Consider the following 20,396-nt stretch of genomic DNA (forward strand, 5'->3'; position numbering starts at 1 on the left):
ATTAACTGAAGAATTGTCCTGCATCAATAATAGATTAATCATTTTATTCTTATTTTTGTAAAAATTACATCATTATGCTGAAAATTGGAGTATTAGGTGCTGGTCATCTGGGAAAAATACATTTGCGACTATTACAACAATCTAATAAATATGAATTAGTCGGTTTTTATGACCCAAATCAAGAGAATGCCGAAAAGCTTTCCAAAGAATTTGGCTATAAACATTTTAGCACAATTGCAACTCTTATTCATGCAGTTGATGTAATTGACATTGTTACCCCAACTCTTTCTCATTACAAATGTGCCAAAGTAGCCATCAAATCCGGCAAGCATGTTTTTATAGAAAAACCCATTTCAAATACGGTGGAAGAAGCCGAAGAAATTATTGCTTTAGCAAAAGAATATAATGTTAAAGGTCAAGTTGGGCATGTGGAACGTTTCAATCCTGCATTCATAGCTACCAAAAACATGATTGAAAATCCTATGTTTATTGAAACCCATCGTCTTGCTGAATTCAATCCTCGTGGAACCGATGTTCCTGTAGTTTTAGATTTGATGATTCATGATATTGATGCTATTTTAAGTGTAGTAAAATCTAAAGTAAAAAATATAAATGCCAGTGGCGTTTCAGTTATCAGTGATACACCGGATATTGCTAATGCGAGAATCGAATTCGAAAATGGTTGTGTTGCCAATTTGACGGCCAGCAGAATTTCAATGAAAAACATGCGTAAATCTCGTTTTTTCCAAAAAGACGCTTACATCTCGGTTGATTTCTTAGAAAAGAAATGTGAAGTGGTGAAAATGAAAGATGCTCCGGAAATTCCAGGCGATTTTGATATCATTTTACAAAATGCTGAAGGCGTAAAAAAACAAATCTATTTCTCCAATCCAGATGTAGATCAAAACAACGCAATTCTTGATGAATTAGAATCATTTGCAGATGCCATAAATAATAACACTATTCCCATTGTGACATTGGAACAAGCAACTGAAGCATTAAGAGTAGCGTACCAAATTATTGATTGTTTCAAAAAATAATCTTTAAATCCTAAAATTAAAATATTTTAATCCAAAATAAGAATGAAAACAATAGCTGTAATCGGAGCAGGAACAATGGGGAATGGAATCGCCCATACTTTTGCACAAAGCGGTTTTACCGTAAAATTAATAGATGTTTCTGAAAAATCATTAGATAAAGGAATGGCAACAATTGCCGCTAATTTAGATCGAATGATTGCAAAAGGCAGTATTACCCAAGAAGACAAAGCTAATACGATTACCAATATTATAACTTACACGGATATCAAAGATGGTGTTGTAGGTGTAGATTTAGTGGTTGAAGCGGCAACTGAAAATGTAGAATTGAAATTAAATATCTTCAAGCAATTAAACGAAGCTTGTTCTCACAATACGATTTTGGCAACCAATACTTCTTCTATTTCTATTACTCAAATTGGAGCAGTTGTGGCACATCCAGAACGTGTTATCGGAATGCATTTTATGAATCCGGTGCCAATTATGAAATTGGTAGAAATTATTCGTGGTTATAACACTTCGGACGAAGTGACTAAAACCATCATGAATCTTTCAGAAAAATTAGGAAAAACACCCGTTGAAGTGAACGATTATCCTGGTTTTGTTGCCAATAGAATTTTGATGCCAATGATTAATGAAGCTATCGAAACCTTGTACAACAAAGTAGCCGGTATTTATGAAATTGACACTGTTATGAAACTTGGAATGGGTCACCCGATGGGACCTTTACAACTTGCTGATTTTATTGGTCTTGATGTATGTTTAGCTATTTTAAACGTAATGTACGACGGTTTCAAAAATCCAAAATATGCGCCTTGTCCATTATTAGTAAATATGGTTCGTGCAGGAAAAATGGGTGTGAAATCTGGAGAAGGTTTCTACGATTATTCAGAAAGCAAAAAAGCTGAGAAAATTTCTAAACAATTTATATAAAAAGTCACCCTTTTCGGTAGCAGTTTTCAGGTTTTACGATCAGCTGAAAACTGCGACTGTGACTGAAAACTAAATCCGATGGCTAAAATAGTTCCTTTTAAAGCAGTTCGTCCCACTCGTGATAAGGTTTGTCTTGTCACTTGTCGCTCTTACGAAGAATATGTAAATGCTGAATTAGCGGCACAATTGGATTTTAATCCGCTGTCCTTTTTACATATTCTTAAGCCTGCATATACCAATCCTGAAACTGTTTCTTTTGAAAAAAGATACCGACAAGTACATCAAAAATACGAGGATTTCAAAAATGAACTTATTTTAATAAAAGACAATAAACCAGCAATTTATATTCATAAGATTGTTACCAAAACACACGCTTTCACCGGAATTATCGTAGGTACAAGTGTCGAAGACTATTGCAACAATATCATTAAAAAACACGAAGATATTATTGCGTTCAGAGTTCGATTACTAAAAGAATATATGAAATACTCAGAGTTCAATACCGAACCTGTTTTAATGACCTATCCTGATAATAAAACCATCGAAAACTGGATTTATAACTGTACTCAAAAATTAGCCGATTTTGAATTTTCAACCACGAAAAAAGAAATTCATTATCTGTGGAAAATTCAAGATGCATTAGAAATCAATTGGTTGCAAAATATATTTGAAAAGACAGATAATCTTTATATCGCTGACGGTCACCATCGCACCGAAGCGCTAAAGTTATTATCTGAGGAAAATGATAATCCAGAGAATACAGCAAAAAATCACATCCTGAGCTATTTAATTTCCGAAAATAATGTCAAAATATACGAATTCAATCGGTTAGTAAAAGATTTAAACGGTTTCTCGAGAGAAGATTTTATCAAAGAATTAGAAAAGGATTTTATTCTTGAAAATAAATTTCAGCAACCTTTTCACCCTTCTCAAAAGCATCATTTCGGAATGTATCTGGACAATGAGTTTTATAGTTTAATTCTACGAAAAGAAAATGAAGTTTTCTTAACTGCTTTGGATAGTTTAGACACACAAATTTTATACAAAAAAGTGTTGCTGCCCATACTTGCCATTGAAGATTTACGAAATGACGAACGAATCGAATATTTTTCAGGAAAACAATCCGTTTTAGAAATAAAAAATAAAATTGATCAAGGAGAATTTGAAATCGGTTTTATATTATTTCCTTCGAACATTGAAGAAATAAAAGCATTAGCCGATGCCAATTTAATTATGCCTCCAAAAAGCACGTACATTGAACCTAAATTCCGAAGTGGATTGGTTATATATGAACTTTAGATTTCAATAACCTTTTAAAATCATACTATTAAAATGGCAATAGCAACAAATTTACTCCAAATAAAATCCACTTTACCAGAACATGTAACCTTAGTTGCGGTTTCAAAAACCAAACCTGTTTCGAATTTAATGGAAGGGTACGAAGTTGGTCAACGCATTTTCGGAGAAAACAAAATCCAAGAAATGGCCGAGAAATGGGAACAAATGCCCAAAGACATTCAATGGCACATGATAGGTCACGTCCAGACAAATAAAGTCAAATTTATGGCGCCGTTTGTAAGTTTGATTCACGGTGTGGATAGTTTCAAATTATTAGAGGAAATCAATAAACAAGCTAAGAAAAACAACAGAATTATTGATTGTTTATTACAAATTCACATTGCTGAAGAGGAAACTAAATTTGGTCTTAACGAGGAAGAACTCGCTTCACTCCTATCTTCGAATGACTTTCAGCAACAAAAAAATATCCGAATCGTTGGATTAATGGGAATGGCAACTTTCACAGATGATAAAGAACAAGTCAAAAAAGAATTTAATCAATTAAAATCCATTTTTGATCAATCCAAAATGAATAATTCACAATTCACCATTCTTTCGATGGGAATGTCGGGCGATTATCAACTCGCAATTGAGTGCGGAAGCACAATGGTTCGAATAGGAAGTAGTATCTTTGGGGAACGAAATTGATTTTTGATTTGAGATTAACGAATATTGACCCGAACGGTAGCGAACTGGCGAAGCATTTCAGATTTAAAAATCTCTACTTCAAAACTGAATACTAAAAACTGAACACTGAATACTTATTTTGTACGCAATACTAGACATAGAAACCACCGGAGGACAATTTAACGAAGAGGGAATCACTGAAATCGCCATCTACAAATTTGATGGTCATGAAGTAGTAGATCAATTCATCAGTTTGGTAAATCCGGAAATCCCAATTCAGCCATTTGTTGTAAAACTGACGGGAATCAACAATGCCATGTTGCAATCTGCTCCCAAGTTTTTCGAAGTAGCTAAACGCATCATCGAAATGACAAATGATTGTGTCATTGTGGCTCATAATGCCTCTTTTGACTATAGAATTCTAAGAACTGAATTCCGACGATTAGGGTATGATTTTGAAGCCAAAACAATTTGCACAGTCGAATTATCAAAAAAATTATTACCGGAACAGCCATCTCATAGTTTAGGGAAACTCGTTCGTGCTCTTGGAATCCCAATGGCAGATCGCCACAGAGCAAGCGGTGATGCTTTGGCTACTGTGAAATTATTTAAAATCCTTTTGGAAAAAGATTTAGAAAAAGAAATTGTAAAGGATTTTATAAAACTGGAAATAGAAAGAGGAATCACTCCAAAATTACTAGATATTGTTGCTGGATTACCTGCCAAAACAGGTGTTTATTACATTCATAATGAAAAAGGAAACCTGGTCTACATTGGCAAAAGCCGAAATATAAAAAAACGCATCAACCAGCATTTTACAGGAACTTCTACTAAATGTAAAAAGATTCAAGCCGAAGTTTTTACGGTGACGTATGATGAAACCGGAAGTGAATTGATTGCATTATTGAAAGAAAGTGAAGAAATAAAAATCAATAAACCCATCTACAACAGAGCACAGCGAAAAAGTATCTTTCAATTGGCTTTGTACGCGGAAAAAGATGAAAAGGGATACATTAATTTAAAACTTCAAAAAGCGGATGGCCGAAAAAAAGAAATTACCTCTTTTACTTCCATTCAAGAAGGAAAAAATGCGTTGTTCAGAATCACTTCCCATTACAATTTATGTCAAAAACTTAGCGGTTTGTATCATTCCAAAACAAACTGTTTTCAATACAGTATAAAAGAGTGTGATGGTGCCTGTATTGGAGAGGTTTCTCCCGAAGAATATAATGCCAGAGTACAAAATTTTATAGATAAGAATACATTCCAAAATCAAAATATGGTTTTGATTGATAAAGGAAGAACCATCAGCGAACGTTCAGCAGTTTTGATAGAAAACGGGATTTACAAAGGCTACGCTTTCTATGATTTAAACTATCAAATCAACAATATCGAAATATTAAGGAACATCATTATTCCGATGCAAAATAACCGTGATACTAAAAACATTATTCAAGGACACATCCGAAAAAACCAAACATTAAAGACTGTGAAATTCTAAACGCATGCCAATCCTTAAATAAATATGCAAAGAATAAGGTCAAATTTCAACGCTTTCAGGCAAAAGAGGAATGTCGTGCTTTACGGAATCAATGCGGCTTCCGGACGATTATTTGATCTCGTTTTTTTATGCGTAATTCTGGTCATTGTCGTAACCGTTATATTTGAAACTGTAAAAGATTTTGATACAAAATACCAAGGTGATCTTATTATTCTGGAGTGGGTTATTACAATTTTCTTCGCTTTAGAATACGTACTCCGCATTATTTCTCTAAAGAAACCACTCAAATATAACTTTAGTTTTTACGGCACTATTGATTTGATAGCGACTTTACGCTTGTATTTCTCGTTATTTTTTGTTGGACAAAATACTTTAACAATCGGAAGAGCACTCGGGTTATTGCGTTTATATAAAATTCCAAAGCATCCTATATTCTCCAGCCAGTTCACTCGCTTAAAAGAAGTGCTGATTGCCCGCAGGGGAAAAATACTGATTTTTATCTTTTTTATGCTCATCAGCAGTATCATAATCCGTTCCGTAATGTATGTTGTCGAAGGAGAAGAAGGAGGATTCACTAGTATTCCAATCAGTATTTATGGGACCATAGTCACGCTCACAACAGTAAGCTACGGAGATATCTCGCCCATAACGACATTGGGACAAGCCATCGAGTCGGTAATAATGATTATGGGTTACGGAATAATAGCCTCGCCTACAGGAATTGTTTCGGCTGAATTTGCAAACAGCAACCGTAAAAAATCAAGAGCAGAAAAATCAATCCATGCACTGTTTGCGGAACCGAAGGCCACGAATTTAATGCCAAATACTGTTTCCATTGCGGAGCAGAACTATAATTTATTAATTTGAAGCAATTCCAGCTGTACACTGCAACTCCTCGTTATTTCAATTGTTTTTCTAAGGCATAAAAGGAGCTTCCTACGGTCGCTCTTTTACACCAAGAAAAACTAACTTCCATAACTGCGGGGTTTCCGTTTCCATCTGGGCTAAAAAATATGAAATACCTAATCACTATCATCGGACCTACAGCTATAGGAAAAACTTCCTTAAGCATTGTTTTAGCAAATTACTTCAATTGTGAAATCATTTCCTGTGACAGCCGACAGTTTTTTAAGGAAATGACTATTGGAACAGCAGTTCCCAACAAATCTGAGTTAGCCACAGCAAAACACCATTTTATCCAAAACAAATCTATATTCGAAAATTACACCGTTGGAGATTTCGAAAAAGAAGCGATTGCAAAACTGGACGAACTATTTTTGACCAATGATTTCGCAATTCTGGTGGGTGGTTCCGGATTATACGTAGATGCAATTCTAAAAGGTTTTGATGAATTTCCCGAAATAGATGCTGGAGTACGTGCAGAAATAAACAAGAACTATGAGAAACTGGGAATTGGATATTTGCAACAAAAACTCGAAGTTTTAGATCCCGATTATTACAAAACTTTGACTGCTGAGAATCCTCAAACATTGCAAAACCCGCAACGAATGATGCGTTTTGTAGAAGTATGCCTGGGTTCTGGAAAACCGTATTCATCTTTTTTAAACCAGAAAAAAAATAGTAGAAAATTTACTCCTATTTTAATTGGTCTGGAAGCCGACAGAAAGATAATTTATAGCCGAATCAATCAACGAGTTGACATCATGATAAATGAAGGACTTCTGGCTGAAGCTAAAACGTTGTTTCCAAACAAAGATCTCAATGCCCTACAAACCGTGGGTTATCGGGAGTTATTCAGTTATTTTGACAGAGAAATTTCATTGGAATTTGCCATTGAAGAAATAAAGAAAAACACAAGACGATTTTCAAAACGCCAATTGACTTGGTTCAAAAGAAATGAAAATACAAAATGGTTTGATTTCGAAACTCCGTATGAAACTATTGTGGATTACATCAATTCGAAAAAATAAAACTAAAGAATCCACATTAATAATTTATAATTCATAATTCTCTTTATGCCTATCTCTCCTAACTTCACATCTGTTTTAAACAAAGACTGGGAAATTAATTTTACCCAATGTGCGCCAAATGGATTTTTAAAATATACTGATTTGTGCAATATTTTGCAATTAACAGCAGCAGCACATTCCGAAGTTGGCGGAATCAGTTTTAAAGACATGCAAGAATTTAACCAAGCTTGGGTATTAAGCCGAATGAGAGTTGAAATCACTAAATTACCAAAATGGGGAGATACTGTAACTGTGAAAACATGGATCAATTCCCTAGAAAATTCTCGTTCCGTTCGTGCGTTGGAAATGCATGTAAATGGAGAAAAAATTGTGGGTTCTGAGACTTTTTGGGCTGTTTTTAATACTAAAAAGCGTCGGCCGGAAGGATTGAAATTGCCATTCGAACATTTTGAATTATATCCCGAAAAAAGAGCTACTAAAGATGGTTTCTCCAAAATAAATTTCAATAATGAGAAAGAAATTCTTTTCGAAAAAAACGTCTTTTTATCCGATTTAGATATTGTAAATCATGTCAATAATGTCAAATATCTGGAATGGTGTTTGGATTTTGTCGATGAAAAATTAATCCTAAATCAAAAAATTGAAAGTTTTGAGATGAATTTTTTAAAAGAATTATCCCTAAATGATAAGGTTATCATTCACGAAAGTATTGCAGAGAGTGAAACTGTTTTTAGTATCACAAAAGAGGACAAAACGAGTTTTGCTCTACAATTGAACTGGAAATAAAATACGTCTTTTTGTTCTAAAAAAAAGCCTCAATTTCTTGAGGCTTGCTTCTATTTATTCTGCTACTTTATTTTTAACCACTAATCTAAATCCTTCTCCGTGGATGTTTAAAATTTCTACATCTTCGTCCAGTTTCAAATACTTTCTCAGCTTAGCGATGTACACGTCCATACTTCTTGAAGTAAAATAGTTATCATCTCTCCAGATTTTTGTCAAGGCTAATTCCCTTGGCATCAAATCATTTTCATAAAGAATTAACATTTTCAATAATTCATTCTCTTTTGGAGACAGTTTTATTGGTTCTTCATTATTAAAAGTTAAAAAACGAAGCTTTGAATTCAAATGAAATTTACCAATATTAAATTCAAATTGTACTTGCTCTGCTTTCGTATCAGATGATTTTCTTTGAATTATGGCTTTTATTTTCATCAACAATACTTCCGAATCAAAAGGTTTATTCAAGTAATCATCAGCACCTGCTTTATATCCTTTCAAGACATCTTCTTTCATCGATTTTGCTGTCAAGAAAATGATTGGCACTTCATTGTTTTTTTCTCTGATTTCTTTGGCTAATGTATAACCATCTTTATACGGCATCATCACATCAAGAATACATAAATCAAAAGTATCTTTCTTGAATTTTTCAAATCCTTCCATTCCATTTTTCGCTAAAGTGACATCAAAATCATTTAGCATTAAATAATCTTTTAAAACTGCACCAAAATTAAGGTCATCTTCGACTAGAAGTATTTTTTTATTTACATTTTCCATATTCTAATTTATTAATGGTAATTTTATTATGAAGGTACTACCTTTTCCCTTTTCACTTTCTACATAAACTTGACCGTTATGGTCGTCAACAATTCTTTTTACATACGCTAAACCTAAACCATGTCCTTTGACATTGTGAATATCGCCAGTATGTTCTCTGTAAAATTTTTCAAAAATTCTTTTTTGAGCAATCTTACTCATTCCCAATCCTTTATCTTTTACTTTGATAATAATCATGTCCTTGATATTTTCAGTAAAAATCTCAATTTCAGGAACGTTTGGAGAATATTTTATAGCATTCTCCAGAATATTTACAATTACATTGGTAAAATGAACATCATTGATCAAAACTGTGGTTCTTACAGCATCAAAATGACTTTTAATTGTACCTTCTCTATCTTCCAGAATCAAATTCACGTGCTCAATCGCGTCGTTTATTATATCATGGATATTATGTGATTCTTTGATGATATTTAATTCCTTCTTTTCTAATTTAGAGATGCGCAGTACATTTTCTACTTGTGCATGCATCCGCTTGTTTTCATCTTTTATCATCTGCAGATATCGCAATACCTTTTCTCTATCATCTATTATTTTTGGATTTCTGATGGCATCCAGAGCTAAGTTTATCGTGGCAATAGGAGTTTTGAACTCGTGTGTCATGTTATTGATAAAATCATTCTTGATTTCAGAAATCTGACGCTGGCGTATTAACTGATTTAAAGCGCTTGAATACGCAATTAAAATAATTAATGTAAAAATTATTGACAGAACCGTTATACTTACCAATTCAGATAGTAAAAATTTCTTTTTGTGGGGAAACGTAACTAACAGTTGGTACTTACTATTCCCTTCATTATCAGAAAATACTGGAGTGGAGTACGTTGCTTCTTTGTTGTATTTAAATTCGTTTGATTTTACATTAGTGGCCAAATTATTATTGTAAATACTAAATTCAAACTTCGTATTTACACCTGATTCCTCTAATTCTTTTTTAATGAGTTTATTCAACGTCTCTTTTGAAACTCTTTCCTGAATTGGTAAAACGGAAGCGAAATCTTTGTAAAATATTTCAAATGAAGCATTATCTAACACATCTAAATTACCCGTTTTTTCAATCCTGATATCTGGTATTAAACTTTGTGTTACGTTGGATTTATCAATAGAATTATTGTTATAAACTTCTGTAACACGTTTAGAATTGAAGCTCTTAAACTTTTCACTATCAAATTTTTTATCAAAGAACGTAGGTGAAATATTGTAATCTTCAGAAATTATACTGTTTGAGTATATTATTGTTTTATTGGTCCTTGGATTTTTTTGAACGTAATAAAACTCCAATATATCATCCTTTTTTGGTACTTTTCCTGTACTGTCACGATAGTGATTTATTTTATCATAAAAGTTATACGCTTCCTGTTTTTGAATCTTATCAGCCACACTGCCAATAACTTGCTTAACATGAAATTTAAATTGCTCGTCATTATTTTTAAATGAGGTATTAAACCAATACACCTGAACTAGAATAATCCCAATTAGGGACAAGCTCATTAATAAAACAAGTACTCTAAAAAAAAGTTTATTCATCAAAACAAATTTAGTATTTTAACAATATATTAAATAATAGATTAACCAAACATTAACACCTATGAATGTTTTTGTTTAATCTTTAAAATTTTAAGAATTCGATACACTTCCAGTTTTGCATTTTCAAATGAAATATTTTCGATGACAAAATCACTTTTAGAAATTCGTTTTTCATCTGTCCACTGTGCTTTTATCCTTTTTAAAACAAGTTCACGAGTGGTTTTATCACGTTCGACAACACGTTGAATCCTTGTATCTGTTGGAGCTGTGACAGTTATAATAAAATCGCAGTTTTTATAACCTCCACTTTCAAATAAAATAGCAGCTTCATAAATTACATAATGAATTTTTTTATACTGCAAAAGCCAGTGTTCAAAATGCTTTTTTACGGCAGGGTGAACAATATTGTTAAGTAATTCTAATTTTTCCGGTTCATTAAATACGATGTTGGCCAGTTTCTCTCTATTCAATGTTCCGTGTTCAAAAATTGCTTCGCCAAATGTATTTTTTATCGCAGCAATAATTTCCGCAGATTGCATAATGTTTTTCGCTTCATCATCAGCAATATAAACTGGAATCCCAAAGGATTGAAAATACTTTGCAATAGTAGTTTTTCCGCTTCCGATACCGCCAGTTAAACCAATAATTTTTGTCATGTTACACTTTAAAAAATAATTCGGGAAAAGCTTCTTGCGGTTTTTGTTTCAAAATAATTACCTTATAATACGATTTTATAAAGCCTAAACCGTATCCATAAAACTGTTTCCAAACCGCTATTATTGATAAGTAGCCTATTTTAACACTTCTATTCTGGTAAGAAGACACCAAAAACAGTACGAAAAAGTAAAAAAAATACAACTGAAGTAGGTAATCAAAATTAAAAACAAACAACAATACAACGGAAGCAAAAAATCCAATGATGAAAACGGAAGGAAAGAAAAAAGTCAGTTTACTACATTTTGGATACCAACTGTTGAGAATAGGCCTTGCTTTTCCAAATTTATTCACCTGAATTGAAAACTTTTCCCAATCAATTCTTCTCTTATGATACACGTAAGCATTAGGAAACAGTTTGGTTTCAAAACCCAAATTCCACAAACGAATTGACAAATCAGGATCTTCTCCAGGATGGATATTTCCAAAACCTTTTGATGCTTCAAAAGCTTTTCTGGATAATCCCATATTAAAACTTCTGGGTTGAAATTTATCAATTTTTTCCGAACCGCCTCTAATTCCTCCTGTAGTCAGAAACGAAGTCATTGCAAAATTGATCGCTTTTTGAATATCCGAAAAACTATCTAAAGCTTTATCAGATCCTCCAAAACAATCCACATAATTTTGTTTTAAGGCTTCGTCAACTTCCGATAAATATTGTTTTGGAATAATACAATCCGAATCGAAAATGATAAAATAATCTCCTCTGGCTTTCTGCATTCCGTAATTTCTGGAATCGCCAGGTCCTGTATTTTTTTTATAATAATAAGAAATATTCAATCTGTCACCATATTTTTGAGCAACATCTTTACAAACTAAAGTAGACCCATCTTCAACTAAAACAATTTCAAATATTTCAGGATACGTTGCATGCGATAAACTTTCTAAAAGCTCATCAACTTCGTCAGGACGATTATAAACAGGTATAATTAGGGAAAAAAACATAAATATAATGTGTATTTTTAGACTTAAAAAATTTTAACAAATGTAATCTTTATCGATAAAAAAACCATCAACTATTAATTGATGGTTTTATAAATTTTAAATTCATTAATTTGATTAGCCAATACTTTCGATGTTTACCACTTCGTTTGCATCTGTTTTATAATCTACTCCCGCTACGTCAAAGCCAAATAGATTGTAGAAATCTTTTCTATATCCTTCTAAATCTCCAATTTCAGCTAAATTTTCAGTTACAGCTTCAATCCATAATTTAGCTACTTTTTCCTGAACATCCGGGCGCATTTCTAAATCGTCAATACGGATTCTTCCTTTCTCATCAACCGGAACGTCTCTTCCAGTATACAATCTTTCTTGATACAAACGTTGAATTTGTTCGATACAACCTTCATGAATTCCTTCTTCTTTCATTATTTTATACAATAAAGAAATATACAATGGAATAACCGGAATGGCGGAACTTGCTTGTGTAACCAATGCTTTATTTACTGAAACATATGCTTTTCCATCAATAGCAGCTAAACTATCCGTGATAGCGAAGGCTGTCGCTTCAAGATGATCTTTGGCACGACCAATAGTTCCTTTTCTATACACTGCTTCTGTCAATGACGGTCCAATATAAGAATAAGCAACCGTTGTAGCTCCTGCAGCGAGAAGATTTTCTGCTTTTAAAGCATCAATCCACATCGCCCAATCTTCACCGCCCATAACGGCAACTGTGTTTTGAATATCGTCTCCACTGCATGGCTCGATTGAGATTTCAGAAACTTTACCTGAGTGAAAATCAACCGTTTTATTGGTATACGTTCCACCGATAGGTTTCAATACAGAACGATGCAAAACACCGGTAACCGGATGCATACGAACCGGAGAAGCTAAACTATAGATAATTAAGTCTACTTGCCCTAAATCAGCTTTTATAAGATCTAATGTTTGTTGTTTTATTTCATTTGAAAACGCATCACCATTAACACTTTTTGCATACAAACCCACTTTATGTGCTTCCGTTTCAAAAGCAGCAGAATTGTACCAACCTGGAGAAGCTGTTTTTCCTTCAGAAGGAGCTTTTTCAAAAAATACACCAATAGTTGCTGCATTAGAACCAAAAGCACTTGTAATTCTGGAAGCCAATCCAAAACCGGTTGAAGCTCCAATTACTAATACTTTTTTAGCACCGTCAATTGCGCCTTTTGATTGTATGTATTCTATTTGATTTTTAACATTTTGCTCGCATCCCTTTGGGTGTGATGTCGTACAAATAAATCCTCTCATTCTTGGTTCAATAATCATAACTATCTTTTGTTTCCGTTTTTATATTGTTAGACTTTCATATTCTTTAATTCAAAAAAATATAAATACCTTATTTAATTATTTTACTAATATTTTCCCTAACCGTGATTATATCTATTTTCCTGTTTTCACATTTCACGTTTTCTACTTGATAACTGGTTAAAAACTCGTTAAAATCATTACAGTCTTTTAAAACATTAAACTCTTTTTTATTGAGATCAAATACAATTCCTTTCAGTCTATTCATTGAAGAACCAATAACACCGCCTATAGCTCCACCACTTCCATAAGCCAATCCTTTTGACCAACCATTAGCAAGCTCTGCCTCTAAATATAGAAACTTTCCGGCTTGTAATACTCTGTGATACGAATTTGGATTATCTCCTTCTTCACTCTTATCACCTTTCACTGCATATTTTCGGAAATTTTTTTGTTGTACATAAAGATTTCCATTGAGTGAAACAGCAAAAACTCCGGTCAATTTCATTTGATCAGCAATAGTGTATAGAAAAACATGATCAACAATAGAATTTTTATGTATTAATTTTTTTTCAAACCCTACAATTGTTCTGCGTTCAACTGGATTAAGTTTTGTCTTTTTTTTATTAATAAAGTCTTCTAAAGTAACATAAAATCCTTCTGAATAATCACTAACAGAATATATAGAATTATTGGCTACACCTGAACCAGCTACTTGATCAGAATCTAAAGTTTGCCCAAAAGAGCTATTAAAAAAAGAAATGCAAATTACAGTCAATACTCCGATAGTTTTTTTGAAATACATATTTTATTTTTTAAATAGTAAAATTTAATTAAATCCGTGTTAATTTTGTCAGAGACAAATGTAAAGCAAAATATTAGTTCAGCAAGGCTTTAGCATGATTTAAGGCCGAATCAGAGACAACCGTTCCTGATAACATTTGCGCGATTTCAACAATTCTTTCATCGTCATTCAAGAGCTTCAATTCCGATTGCGTATCCTCGCCAACAGTCGATTTAAACACTTTAAAATGTTCATTTCCTTTTGCCGCAATTTGGGGTAAATGCGTAATTGCAAAAATTTGCATTTTTTGGCTCATTTCTTTCATAATTTCCCCCATCCTAATAGCTATTTCTCCAGAAACACCAGTGTCAATTTCATCAAAGATCAATGTTGGTAATTTTGAATATTGTGCCAATATCGCTTTAACTGATAGCATTATCCTAGACATTTCCCCGCCGGAAGCCACTTTTTTCAACAAACCGAAATCAGTTCCTTTATTGGCAGAAAACAAAAACTGAAGCTCATCTTTTCCGTTTTGAAAATAGGTTTCCGTCGTATTAATATCAATATTGAAACGAACATTTGGCATTCCCAACGTTTCTAAAATAGTAATCAATTTTTGAGATAAAACTGGAATCGAAACCAATCTATTATTATGAATTGTTGTCGAAAAAGCATCCAATTCAACCGTTTTTTGTTTGATAGAAAGCGACAGTGCAGCAATCTCCTCTTCCATACTACCTAGCTCCAAAACTGAATTTTCCAAATTTGCTTGAATTTGAAGTAATTCATCCACAGATGAAACCTGATGTTTCTTTTGCAAAGTAAAGATTACCTGAAGCTTCTGACTTATCAAATCCAGTTGTTGCGGATCATTTATCAGTTTTTCAGAACAACGGTTCATTTCATCCGAAATATCATCAAACTCAATTGTCAAGCTTGTAATCCTCTCAAGCAAAGTATGATATTCCGATGAAAAAGAGGCTATTTTTTGTAATGAAACCTTGATTTCATTCAAATTATGCAGTACACCAATTTGTTCTTCATTGGCAACAGCCAGAGATCTGTCGATAGATTCTTTAATAATCTCAACATTATTTAATTTTTCAAAATCAGCCTCAAGAGATTCTTGTTCACCTGATTTTAATTGTGCTGCTATTAATTCATCCAATAAAAAAGTATTGTATTCTTGCTCTTTTTTAGATTCGCTTTGCCTTTTCAGCAGCGAATTTAATTTGGATTTATCCGATTTATAGCTTTTTAAAAGCGATTGATATTCCAGAATTGTTTCTTTATTGTTGGCAATTGCATCAATAATTTCGAACTGCACATTCTCATCCGAAAGTTCTTGGGTTTGCTGCTGCGAATGAATATCAATCAAGAACAAGCTCAGTTCCTGTAATTCCTGCAGATTTACGGGACTATCATTGATAAAAGCTCTTGATTTTCCGGAAGGAAGAATTTCACGTCTAATTATAGTATCATTTTCATAATCTAAATCATTGGCCTCAAAAAAAGGAAGCAAACTATACTTAGAAATTTCAAAATGAGCTTCAATTATACACTTTTCTTCTTTATTTTTTAAAGAAGTCAAGTCGGCTCTTTTTCCTAAAACCAATCCTAATGCTCCTAAAATTATTGATTTACCCGCACCGGTTTCTCCGGTAATTGTTGAAAAACCTTTTGAAAAATCGATAGTCAATTTTTCTATTAAAGCATAGTTTTTTATCGAAAGTGACGTTATCATTTAATATATTGTTTTTTAGGGAGAAGTAAAATAAAAGTAAATTGAAGACCAATTAATATTTAATTGCTACCCATTTGCTTGAGTTTAAAGGAGAAATTTTGTTCAGATTATCAACTAAATCTGATACGGTAATACTGGGTCCACCAGAAAATATAGAAACAACTTCATCTGATTTAGCATCAAAAAAGACACGTGTTAAAAAGGCATTCGGTCTTGAAAGGTTTAATTTTGCTAAATTAACCAATGATGCTTTTATTTTTTCTTTCGAAACTTTTAAATCCTGACTCATTAAATCTAATCCACTATGATAATCATACATGGTTTGTCTGACTGGTTTAAAAGTTGGAGATAAAATATCATTTATCAAAAAGTAACGATTTTGGTTTCCATCAGCTTGACTCCATCCTTTGGAACCGCCTAGTTGCGCAACATTTGAAATATTTTGAGCAATCTCAAAATTAGGCGTTCCAGATTCAGCAACAAATGTATCGGCATCCATTGCTAAAATTACATAACTGTAAAAAGCTAGCACCGAAACTAAATTAGAATCGAACGTAGTGGGATTGAATACTAGATTTTCAAACTCTGTGTATCTAAAATTAAAGTCTTTGTCGTTGTAATTTAATACAGGTGAAGAATAAAAAGAATTAAATACTGGTCTGGAAGATTGTACTTGAATTGTTGCTGTAAATTGATCCGAACTGTTGCTAGAAACAGTAATATACATTGAACAATTAATTTTTTCACTTTGCTTTAGAGCTTGACCCGTCCAATCTGTTTTATTTAAAAACTCGCTTACAGATGTTTCTAAGGTTTTAAAAACTTGCTGATTGGTGACGCTCAACCTTTTTGAATCTACGGTAACCACACAATTTAGTTGTTGCGCTTGGGCAAAACCAACAATAAAAAGCAGCAAAAAAGTAACTATTTTATTCATCTGTAGATTTCTATTATTTTGCTTTTGTCCAAATCAAAACTATTATAAGCCATCACGTATTGTTAGCTATCGTTGAATTCCTAAGTGCGATATTACTTTATTTAGGATATCATCTGCCACTGCTTCTTTTGATTTTAATTCCATAGGTTCAATATTGAAATATTTATCAATAAAAGTTACTTTATTCGTTGGCTTACCAAAACCTGCACCTTGATCTTGTAAAGAATTTAAAACTATCAAATCTAAGTTTTTTTTCTGAATTTTCAGCTTTGCATTTTCAATTTCATTTTCTGTTTCTAAAGCAAAACCTATCAGAAACTGATTTTTCTTTTGAGCACCCAAAGAAGCTAAAATATCTTTCGTTTTTTCGAGTTCAATTGTAAAGTTATCCGCTACTTTTTTGATTTTTTGTTGAGCAACAATCTTAGGTTTATAATCAGCTACGGCTGCCGCTGCAATTGCAACATCTACGTCAGCAAAGAACTGATGACAAACATTGTACATTTCTTCGGCAGAAACTACTGAAATAACATCGATTAAAGGATTTGAAACTTTACAATTTGTAGGTCCCGAAACCAAAATCACAGAAGCACCTAAATTCGCAGCGCTTGAGGCAATATCAAAACCCATTTTACCCGAAGAATGATTTCCTATGAAGCGTACCGGATCTATTGCTTCATAAGTGGGGCCAGCAGTAATTAATATTTTTTTTCCTTTAAGTGGCAATTTGCTGTTTAAATCGGCTTCAATAAAAGCTACAATATTTTCAGGTTCCGCCATTCTTCCTTCACCGGATAATCCGCTTGCTAATTCACCGCTTTCAGCAGGAATTATAACATTGCCAAATCGAGACAAAGAAGAGAAATTAGCTATCGTTGAGGGATGTTTGTACATGTCTAAATCCATTGCAGGAGCAAAATACACCGGACATTTTGCCGATAAATAAGCTGCGATCAAAAGATTATCGCAAGTCCCATTTGTCATTTTTGACAAAGTATTTGCTGTTGCGGGCGCAATAACCATCAAATCAGCCCAAAGTGCTAATTCAACATGATTGTTCCATTTTTCATTCTCGTCGTCTTGGTTGTAAAAACTGGAATGAACAGGATTTTTTGATAACGTGGATAAAGTAAGAGGAGTTACAAAATCCTTAGAAGCAGGTGTCATTATCACTTGGACATGTGCACCTGCTTTTATTAAAAGTCGTACTAATGATGCTGTTTTATAGGCTGCAATTCCACCAGAAACTCCAAGTAGAATTTTCTTACCGCTTAAAACTGACATCGTACTATTATTTATTTGAATCTCTGTGGTAGATTTTACCGTCTAACCATTCTTGAACTGCTAAAGCGTGTGGCTTAGGTAGTTTTTCGTAAAATTTTGAAACCTCAATTTGTTCTTTGTTTTCAAAAACTTCTTCAAGACTGTCATTATATGTAGCAAATTCTTCCAATTTCTCTGTCAATTCTTTTTTAATTTCAGAGTTGATTTGGTTTGCTCTTTTAGCCATAATGGTTATCGCTTCATACACATTACCAGTAGGTTCTTCAATAACATTTTTGTTGTATGTTATTGTATTTACTGGAGCATTCGTCTTTTTTAAATCCATGACTTTATTTATTTAGTAAATTTTTGTAAATCTTTTTCTATTCGAACTAACATTTCATCAGCTACTTTTTTGTATTTCGTTTCTGCATTAAATTTTATCAAATTTAATTGTGAAACTTTGGCAACATTCAATCGTTCTTCCATTTTTGCAGGAACACTATTGATGGCCAATTGATATGCAGAATCTAACTTATAATACAATGCATCTTCTTTGTAAGGCGTTCCAGGATAATCAGAAACAAAATTATCTAAAGCCACAATAGCCGATTTAAAATCTGAAATTGTATTGTATCCTTTCGCATTTTCAAATACTTTTTTCTCAATTTTCTCACTTAATACTTTCACAGCAGTATTTGCTTCAGTAATGTATTGTGAGTTTGGATAATTGTCTATAAAAGACTGCAGTTTATCCAGTGCTTTATTAGTTTCCGTTTGATCTAAACTGTAAACTGGTGACAACATTGAATAACTTTTTGCACCTAAATAAGCAGCTTCTTCTAATTTTTCACTTTTAGGGTAACCCGAGACGAAACTTTCAAATTGGTATCCGGCTAAATAGTATTGTTTTGTTTTGTAATACGATTGCGAGAACATATAAAAAAGTTTTTCCGCTTGAGGTTTTCCTCTGTAAGCTGGAGCAATTTGTTCAAAAATACGAATCGCTTTCGAATATTTCCCTGCATCATATAACTGAGTCGCCATTTCGAACTTGACAGCAACATCTTCGGTTTTTAATGCTTTTTGGTACTCATTACAAGAACTGAAAACAGCAACAAGAAGCAATAGAGATATTATTTTTTTACTCAACATTTAATATTGTTTTTTAGATTTCGTGAATCTTTGATTTCATTTTTTTCCTTTTATCATGATTTGCAAGTTGAAACAACCCACAAAACCATACCGAAGTTTCGGTGGCAAATTTAGTTATTAATTCAGCGACTTCAAAATATATTTTTTATTAATAAAAAGACCGATTTTTTAACCTTTTCTATTTACTTTTTTGACAAATTTATCAATTCTGTTTGCTAACGTATCATCAACATTTACCAATGGCAAACGCACTGTGTTTTCAGAAATTCCCAGTGACAAAAATACTTGTTTGATTCCAGCTGGATTTCCTTGCTCAAAAATCATATCGATACACTCCGCTAAAAGGTATTGCGTTTTGAATGCTTCATCTACTTTGCGATTTAAGCCCAACCGAATCATTTCAGAAAATTCTTTCGGAAAACCTTGACCAATTACTGATATTACGCCTGATCCACCTGCTAAAACCATCGGTAAAGCAATCATATCATCACCGGAGATTACCAGAAAATTTTTCGGTTTGTCTTTTAATAATTGCATCGCCTGAACAATATCTCCTGCCGCTTCTTTTATAGCTATAACATTTTCGAAATCATTAGCCAAACGCAAAACAGTTGAAGGCAGCATATTACTTGCTGTTCTTCCTGGAACATTATATAAAATTAACGGGATTGGAGAAGCTTCAGCAACGGCTTTGAAATGTTGGTAAATCCCTTCCTGCGTTGGTTTATTATAATATGGAGAAACAGAAAGTATAGCCGAAAATGCTGACAAGTCTCTGGTTTTTAACTCATCAACAACTTTTGCTGTATTATTTCCTCCCACTCCCAAAACTAATGGCAAAGCGCCATTATTTGCTTCGATTACGGTACGTATAACTAATTCTTTTTCGTCTTGAGACAAAGTTGCATTTTCTGCCGTGGTTCCCAAAACGACAAGATACTCAATTCCTCCATCGATAGAAAAATTTACAATTCTTTTTAATGCTTCAGTATCAATTGAAAAATCTTGTTTAAACGGAGTTACAAGAGCAACTCCAGTTCCTATTAATGATTGCAT

At 33.0% G+C, this 20,396-nt stretch carries 20 protein-coding genes; 8 read left to right on the forward strand and 12 right to left on the reverse strand.

The window, feature by feature from the left end:
- Positions 1-74: 74 nt before the first annotated feature.
- The 8 genes from ACP7AT_RS04930 to ACP7AT_RS04965 all read left to right on the forward strand — a co-directional run bounded on the left by ACP7AT_RS04930 (position 75) and on the right by ACP7AT_RS04965 (position 8,153).
- Entirely contained in the window at positions 75-1,040 is a 966-nt protein-coding gene (locus ACP7AT_RS04930) for a Gfo/Idh/MocA family protein (RefSeq protein ID WP_426063234.1), read from the forward strand.
- 42 nt (positions 1,041-1,082) lie between these two features.
- Entirely contained in the window at positions 1,083-1,970 is an 888-nt protein-coding gene (locus ACP7AT_RS04935; RefSeq protein WP_426063235.1) for a 3-hydroxyacyl-CoA dehydrogenase family protein, read from the forward strand.
- Between the two features lie 78 nt (positions 1,971-2,048).
- Positions 2,049-3,269, forward strand: coding sequence for a DUF1015 domain-containing protein (locus ACP7AT_RS04940; protein WP_426063236.1), 1,221 nt, complete (start codon positions 2,049-2,051; stop codon positions 3,267-3,269).
- Between the two features lie 33 nt (positions 3,270-3,302).
- The gene (locus tag ACP7AT_RS04945; RefSeq protein ID WP_426063238.1) at positions 3,303-3,956 is read left to right on the forward strand and encodes a YggS family pyridoxal phosphate-dependent enzyme; all 654 of its coding nucleotides are present in this window, start codon (positions 3,303-3,305) and stop codon (positions 3,954-3,956) included.
- Between the two features lie 118 nt (positions 3,957-4,074).
- Positions 4,075-5,436 carry an exonuclease domain-containing protein gene (locus tag ACP7AT_RS04950; RefSeq protein WP_426063239.1) on the forward strand — a complete coding sequence of 454 codons (1,362 nt, stop codon included), beginning with the start codon at positions 4,075-4,077 and terminating at the stop codon, positions 5,434-5,436.
- A 24-nt stretch (positions 5,437-5,460) separates the two neighbouring features.
- The gene (locus tag ACP7AT_RS04955) at positions 5,461-6,303 is read left to right on the forward strand and encodes an ion transporter (RefSeq protein WP_426063240.1); all 843 of its coding nucleotides are present in this window, start codon (positions 5,461-5,463) and stop codon (positions 6,301-6,303) included.
- A gap of 146 nt (positions 6,304-6,449) precedes the next feature.
- Positions 6,450-7,367, forward strand: a complete 918-nt coding sequence (gene miaA, locus ACP7AT_RS04960) for a tRNA (adenosine(37)-N6)-dimethylallyltransferase MiaA (protein WP_426063241.1) — start codon at positions 6,450-6,452, stop codon at positions 7,365-7,367.
- Positions 7,368-7,412: 45 nt separating this feature from the next.
- Positions 7,413-8,153, forward strand: coding sequence for an acyl-[acyl-carrier-protein] thioesterase (locus ACP7AT_RS04965; RefSeq protein ID WP_426063242.1), 741 nt, complete (start codon positions 7,413-7,415; stop codon positions 8,151-8,153).
- A 54-nt stretch (positions 8,154-8,207) separates the two neighbouring features.
- Here ACP7AT_RS04965 and ACP7AT_RS04970 read toward each other — a convergent pair whose 3' ends face one another.
- The 12 genes from ACP7AT_RS04970 to dapA form a co-directional block, all read right to left on the reverse strand.
- The gene (locus tag ACP7AT_RS04970; RefSeq protein ID WP_091204557.1) at positions 8,208-8,924 is read right to left on the reverse strand and encodes a response regulator transcription factor; all 717 of its coding nucleotides are present in this window, start codon (positions 8,922-8,924) and stop codon (positions 8,208-8,210) included.
- Positions 8,925-8,927: 3 nt separating this feature from the next.
- Positions 8,928-10,511, reverse strand: a complete 1,584-nt coding sequence (locus ACP7AT_RS04975; RefSeq protein ID WP_426063244.1) for a sensor histidine kinase — start codon at positions 10,509-10,511, stop codon at positions 8,928-8,930.
- Positions 10,512-10,570: 59 nt separating this feature from the next.
- A complete protein-coding gene (gene coaE / locus ACP7AT_RS04980; protein WP_426063245.1) occupies positions 10,571-11,167 on the reverse strand; it encodes a dephospho-CoA kinase in 597 nt (198 codons plus the stop codon).
- 1 nt (position 11,168) lies between these two features.
- Positions 11,169-12,170 carry a glycosyltransferase gene (locus ACP7AT_RS04985; protein ID WP_426063246.1) on the reverse strand — a complete coding sequence of 334 codons (1,002 nt, stop codon included), beginning with the start codon at positions 12,168-12,170 and terminating at the stop codon, positions 11,169-11,171.
- A gap of 114 nt (positions 12,171-12,284) precedes the next feature.
- On the reverse strand, positions 12,285-13,475 hold the full coding sequence (gene fabV / locus ACP7AT_RS04990) for an enoyl-ACP reductase FabV (RefSeq protein ID WP_426063247.1): 1,191 nt from the start codon (positions 13,473-13,475) through the stop codon (positions 12,285-12,287).
- Between the two features lie 70 nt (positions 13,476-13,545).
- Positions 13,546-14,259 carry a hypothetical protein gene (locus ACP7AT_RS04995; RefSeq protein WP_426063248.1) on the reverse strand — a complete coding sequence of 238 codons (714 nt, stop codon included), beginning with the start codon at positions 14,257-14,259 and terminating at the stop codon, positions 13,546-13,548.
- A gap of 73 nt (positions 14,260-14,332) precedes the next feature.
- The gene (recN, locus tag ACP7AT_RS05000) at positions 14,333-15,985 is read right to left on the reverse strand and encodes a DNA repair protein RecN (protein ID WP_426063249.1); all 1,653 of its coding nucleotides are present in this window, start codon (positions 15,983-15,985) and stop codon (positions 14,333-14,335) included.
- Between the two features lie 52 nt (positions 15,986-16,037).
- Complete coding sequence (locus ACP7AT_RS05005; RefSeq protein WP_426063250.1) at positions 16,038-16,922, reverse strand: DUF4835 family protein; 885 nt, start codon at positions 16,920-16,922, stop codon at positions 16,038-16,040.
- 66 nt (positions 16,923-16,988) lie between these two features.
- Complete coding sequence (gene coaBC, locus ACP7AT_RS05010; RefSeq protein WP_426063251.1) at positions 16,989-18,206, reverse strand: bifunctional phosphopantothenoylcysteine decarboxylase/phosphopantothenate--cysteine ligase CoaBC; 1,218 nt, start codon at positions 18,204-18,206, stop codon at positions 16,989-16,991.
- Positions 18,207-18,213: 7 nt separating this feature from the next.
- On the reverse strand, positions 18,214-18,531 hold the full coding sequence (locus ACP7AT_RS05015) for a DNA-directed RNA polymerase subunit omega (RefSeq protein WP_035671643.1): 318 nt from the start codon (positions 18,529-18,531) through the stop codon (positions 18,214-18,216).
- 8 nt (positions 18,532-18,539) lie between these two features.
- A complete protein-coding gene (locus ACP7AT_RS05020) occupies positions 18,540-19,340 on the reverse strand; it encodes an outer membrane protein assembly factor BamD (RefSeq protein ID WP_426063252.1) in 801 nt (266 codons plus the stop codon).
- 168 nt (positions 19,341-19,508) lie between these two features.
- Entirely contained in the window at positions 19,509-20,396 is an 888-nt protein-coding gene (gene dapA / locus ACP7AT_RS05025; protein ID WP_426063253.1) for a 4-hydroxy-tetrahydrodipicolinate synthase, read from the reverse strand.

The organism is Flavobacterium sp. DSP2-3-1, from assembly GCF_049896865.1.
Taxonomy (GTDB): Bacteria; Bacteroidota; Bacteroidia; order Flavobacteriales; family Flavobacteriaceae; genus Flavobacterium.

Coding starts and splice junctions, on each gene's coding strand:
- ACP7AT_RS04930 (WP_426063234.1), top strand. CDS start 75: ATGCTGAAAATTGGAGTATTAGGTGCTGGTCATCTGGGAAAAATACAT.
- ACP7AT_RS04935 (WP_426063235.1), top strand. CDS start 1,083: ATGAAAACAATAGCTGTAATCGGAGCAGGAACAATGGGGAATGGAATC.
- ACP7AT_RS04940 (WP_426063236.1), top strand. CDS start 2,049: ATGGCTAAAATAGTTCCTTTTAAAGCAGTTCGTCCCACTCGTGATAAG.
- ACP7AT_RS04945 (WP_426063238.1), top strand. CDS start 3,303: ATGGCAATAGCAACAAATTTACTCCAAATAAAATCCACTTTACCAGAA.
- ACP7AT_RS04955 (WP_426063240.1), top strand. CDS start 5,461: ATGCAAAGAATAAGGTCAAATTTCAACGCTTTCAGGCAAAAGAGGAAT.
- miaA (WP_426063241.1), top strand. CDS start 6,450: ATGAAATACCTAATCACTATCATCGGACCTACAGCTATAGGAAAAACT.
- ACP7AT_RS04965 (WP_426063242.1), top strand. CDS start 7,413: ATGCCTATCTCTCCTAACTTCACATCTGTTTTAAACAAAGACTGGGAA.
- ACP7AT_RS04970 (WP_091204557.1), bottom strand. CDS start 8,924: ATGGAAAATGTAAATAAAAAAATACTTCTAGTCGAAGATGACCTTAAT.
- ACP7AT_RS04975 (WP_426063244.1), bottom strand. CDS start 10,511: ATGAATAAACTTTTTTTTAGAGTACTTGTTTTATTAATGAGCTTGTCC.
- coaE (WP_426063245.1), bottom strand. CDS start 11,167: ATGACAAAAATTATTGGTTTAACTGGCGGTATCGGAAGCGGAAAAACT.
- ACP7AT_RS04985 (WP_426063246.1), bottom strand. CDS start 12,170: ATGTTTTTTTCCCTAATTATACCTGTTTATAATCGTCCTGACGAAGTT.
- fabV (WP_426063247.1), bottom strand. CDS start 13,475: ATGATTATTGAACCAAGAATGAGAGGATTTATTTGTACGACATCACAC.
- ACP7AT_RS04995 (WP_426063248.1), bottom strand. CDS start 14,259: ATGTATTTCAAAAAAACTATCGGAGTATTGACTGTAATTTGCATTTCT.
- recN (WP_426063249.1), bottom strand. CDS start 15,985: ATGATAACGTCACTTTCGATAAAAAACTATGCTTTAATAGAAAAATTG.
- ACP7AT_RS05005 (WP_426063250.1), bottom strand. CDS start 16,922: ATGAATAAAATAGTTACTTTTTTGCTGCTTTTTATTGTTGGTTTTGCC.
- coaBC (WP_426063251.1), bottom strand. CDS start 18,206: ATGTCAGTTTTAAGCGGTAAGAAAATTCTACTTGGAGTTTCTGGTGGA.
- ACP7AT_RS05015 (WP_035671643.1), bottom strand. CDS start 18,531: ATGGATTTAAAAAAGACGAATGCTCCAGTAAATACAATAACATACAAC.
- ACP7AT_RS05020 (WP_426063252.1), bottom strand. CDS start 19,340: ATGTTGAGTAAAAAAATAATATCTCTATTGCTTCTTGTTGCTGTTTTC.
- dapA (WP_426063253.1), bottom strand. CDS start 20,396: ATGCAATCATTAATAGGAACTGGAGTTGCTCTTGTAACTCCGTTTAAA.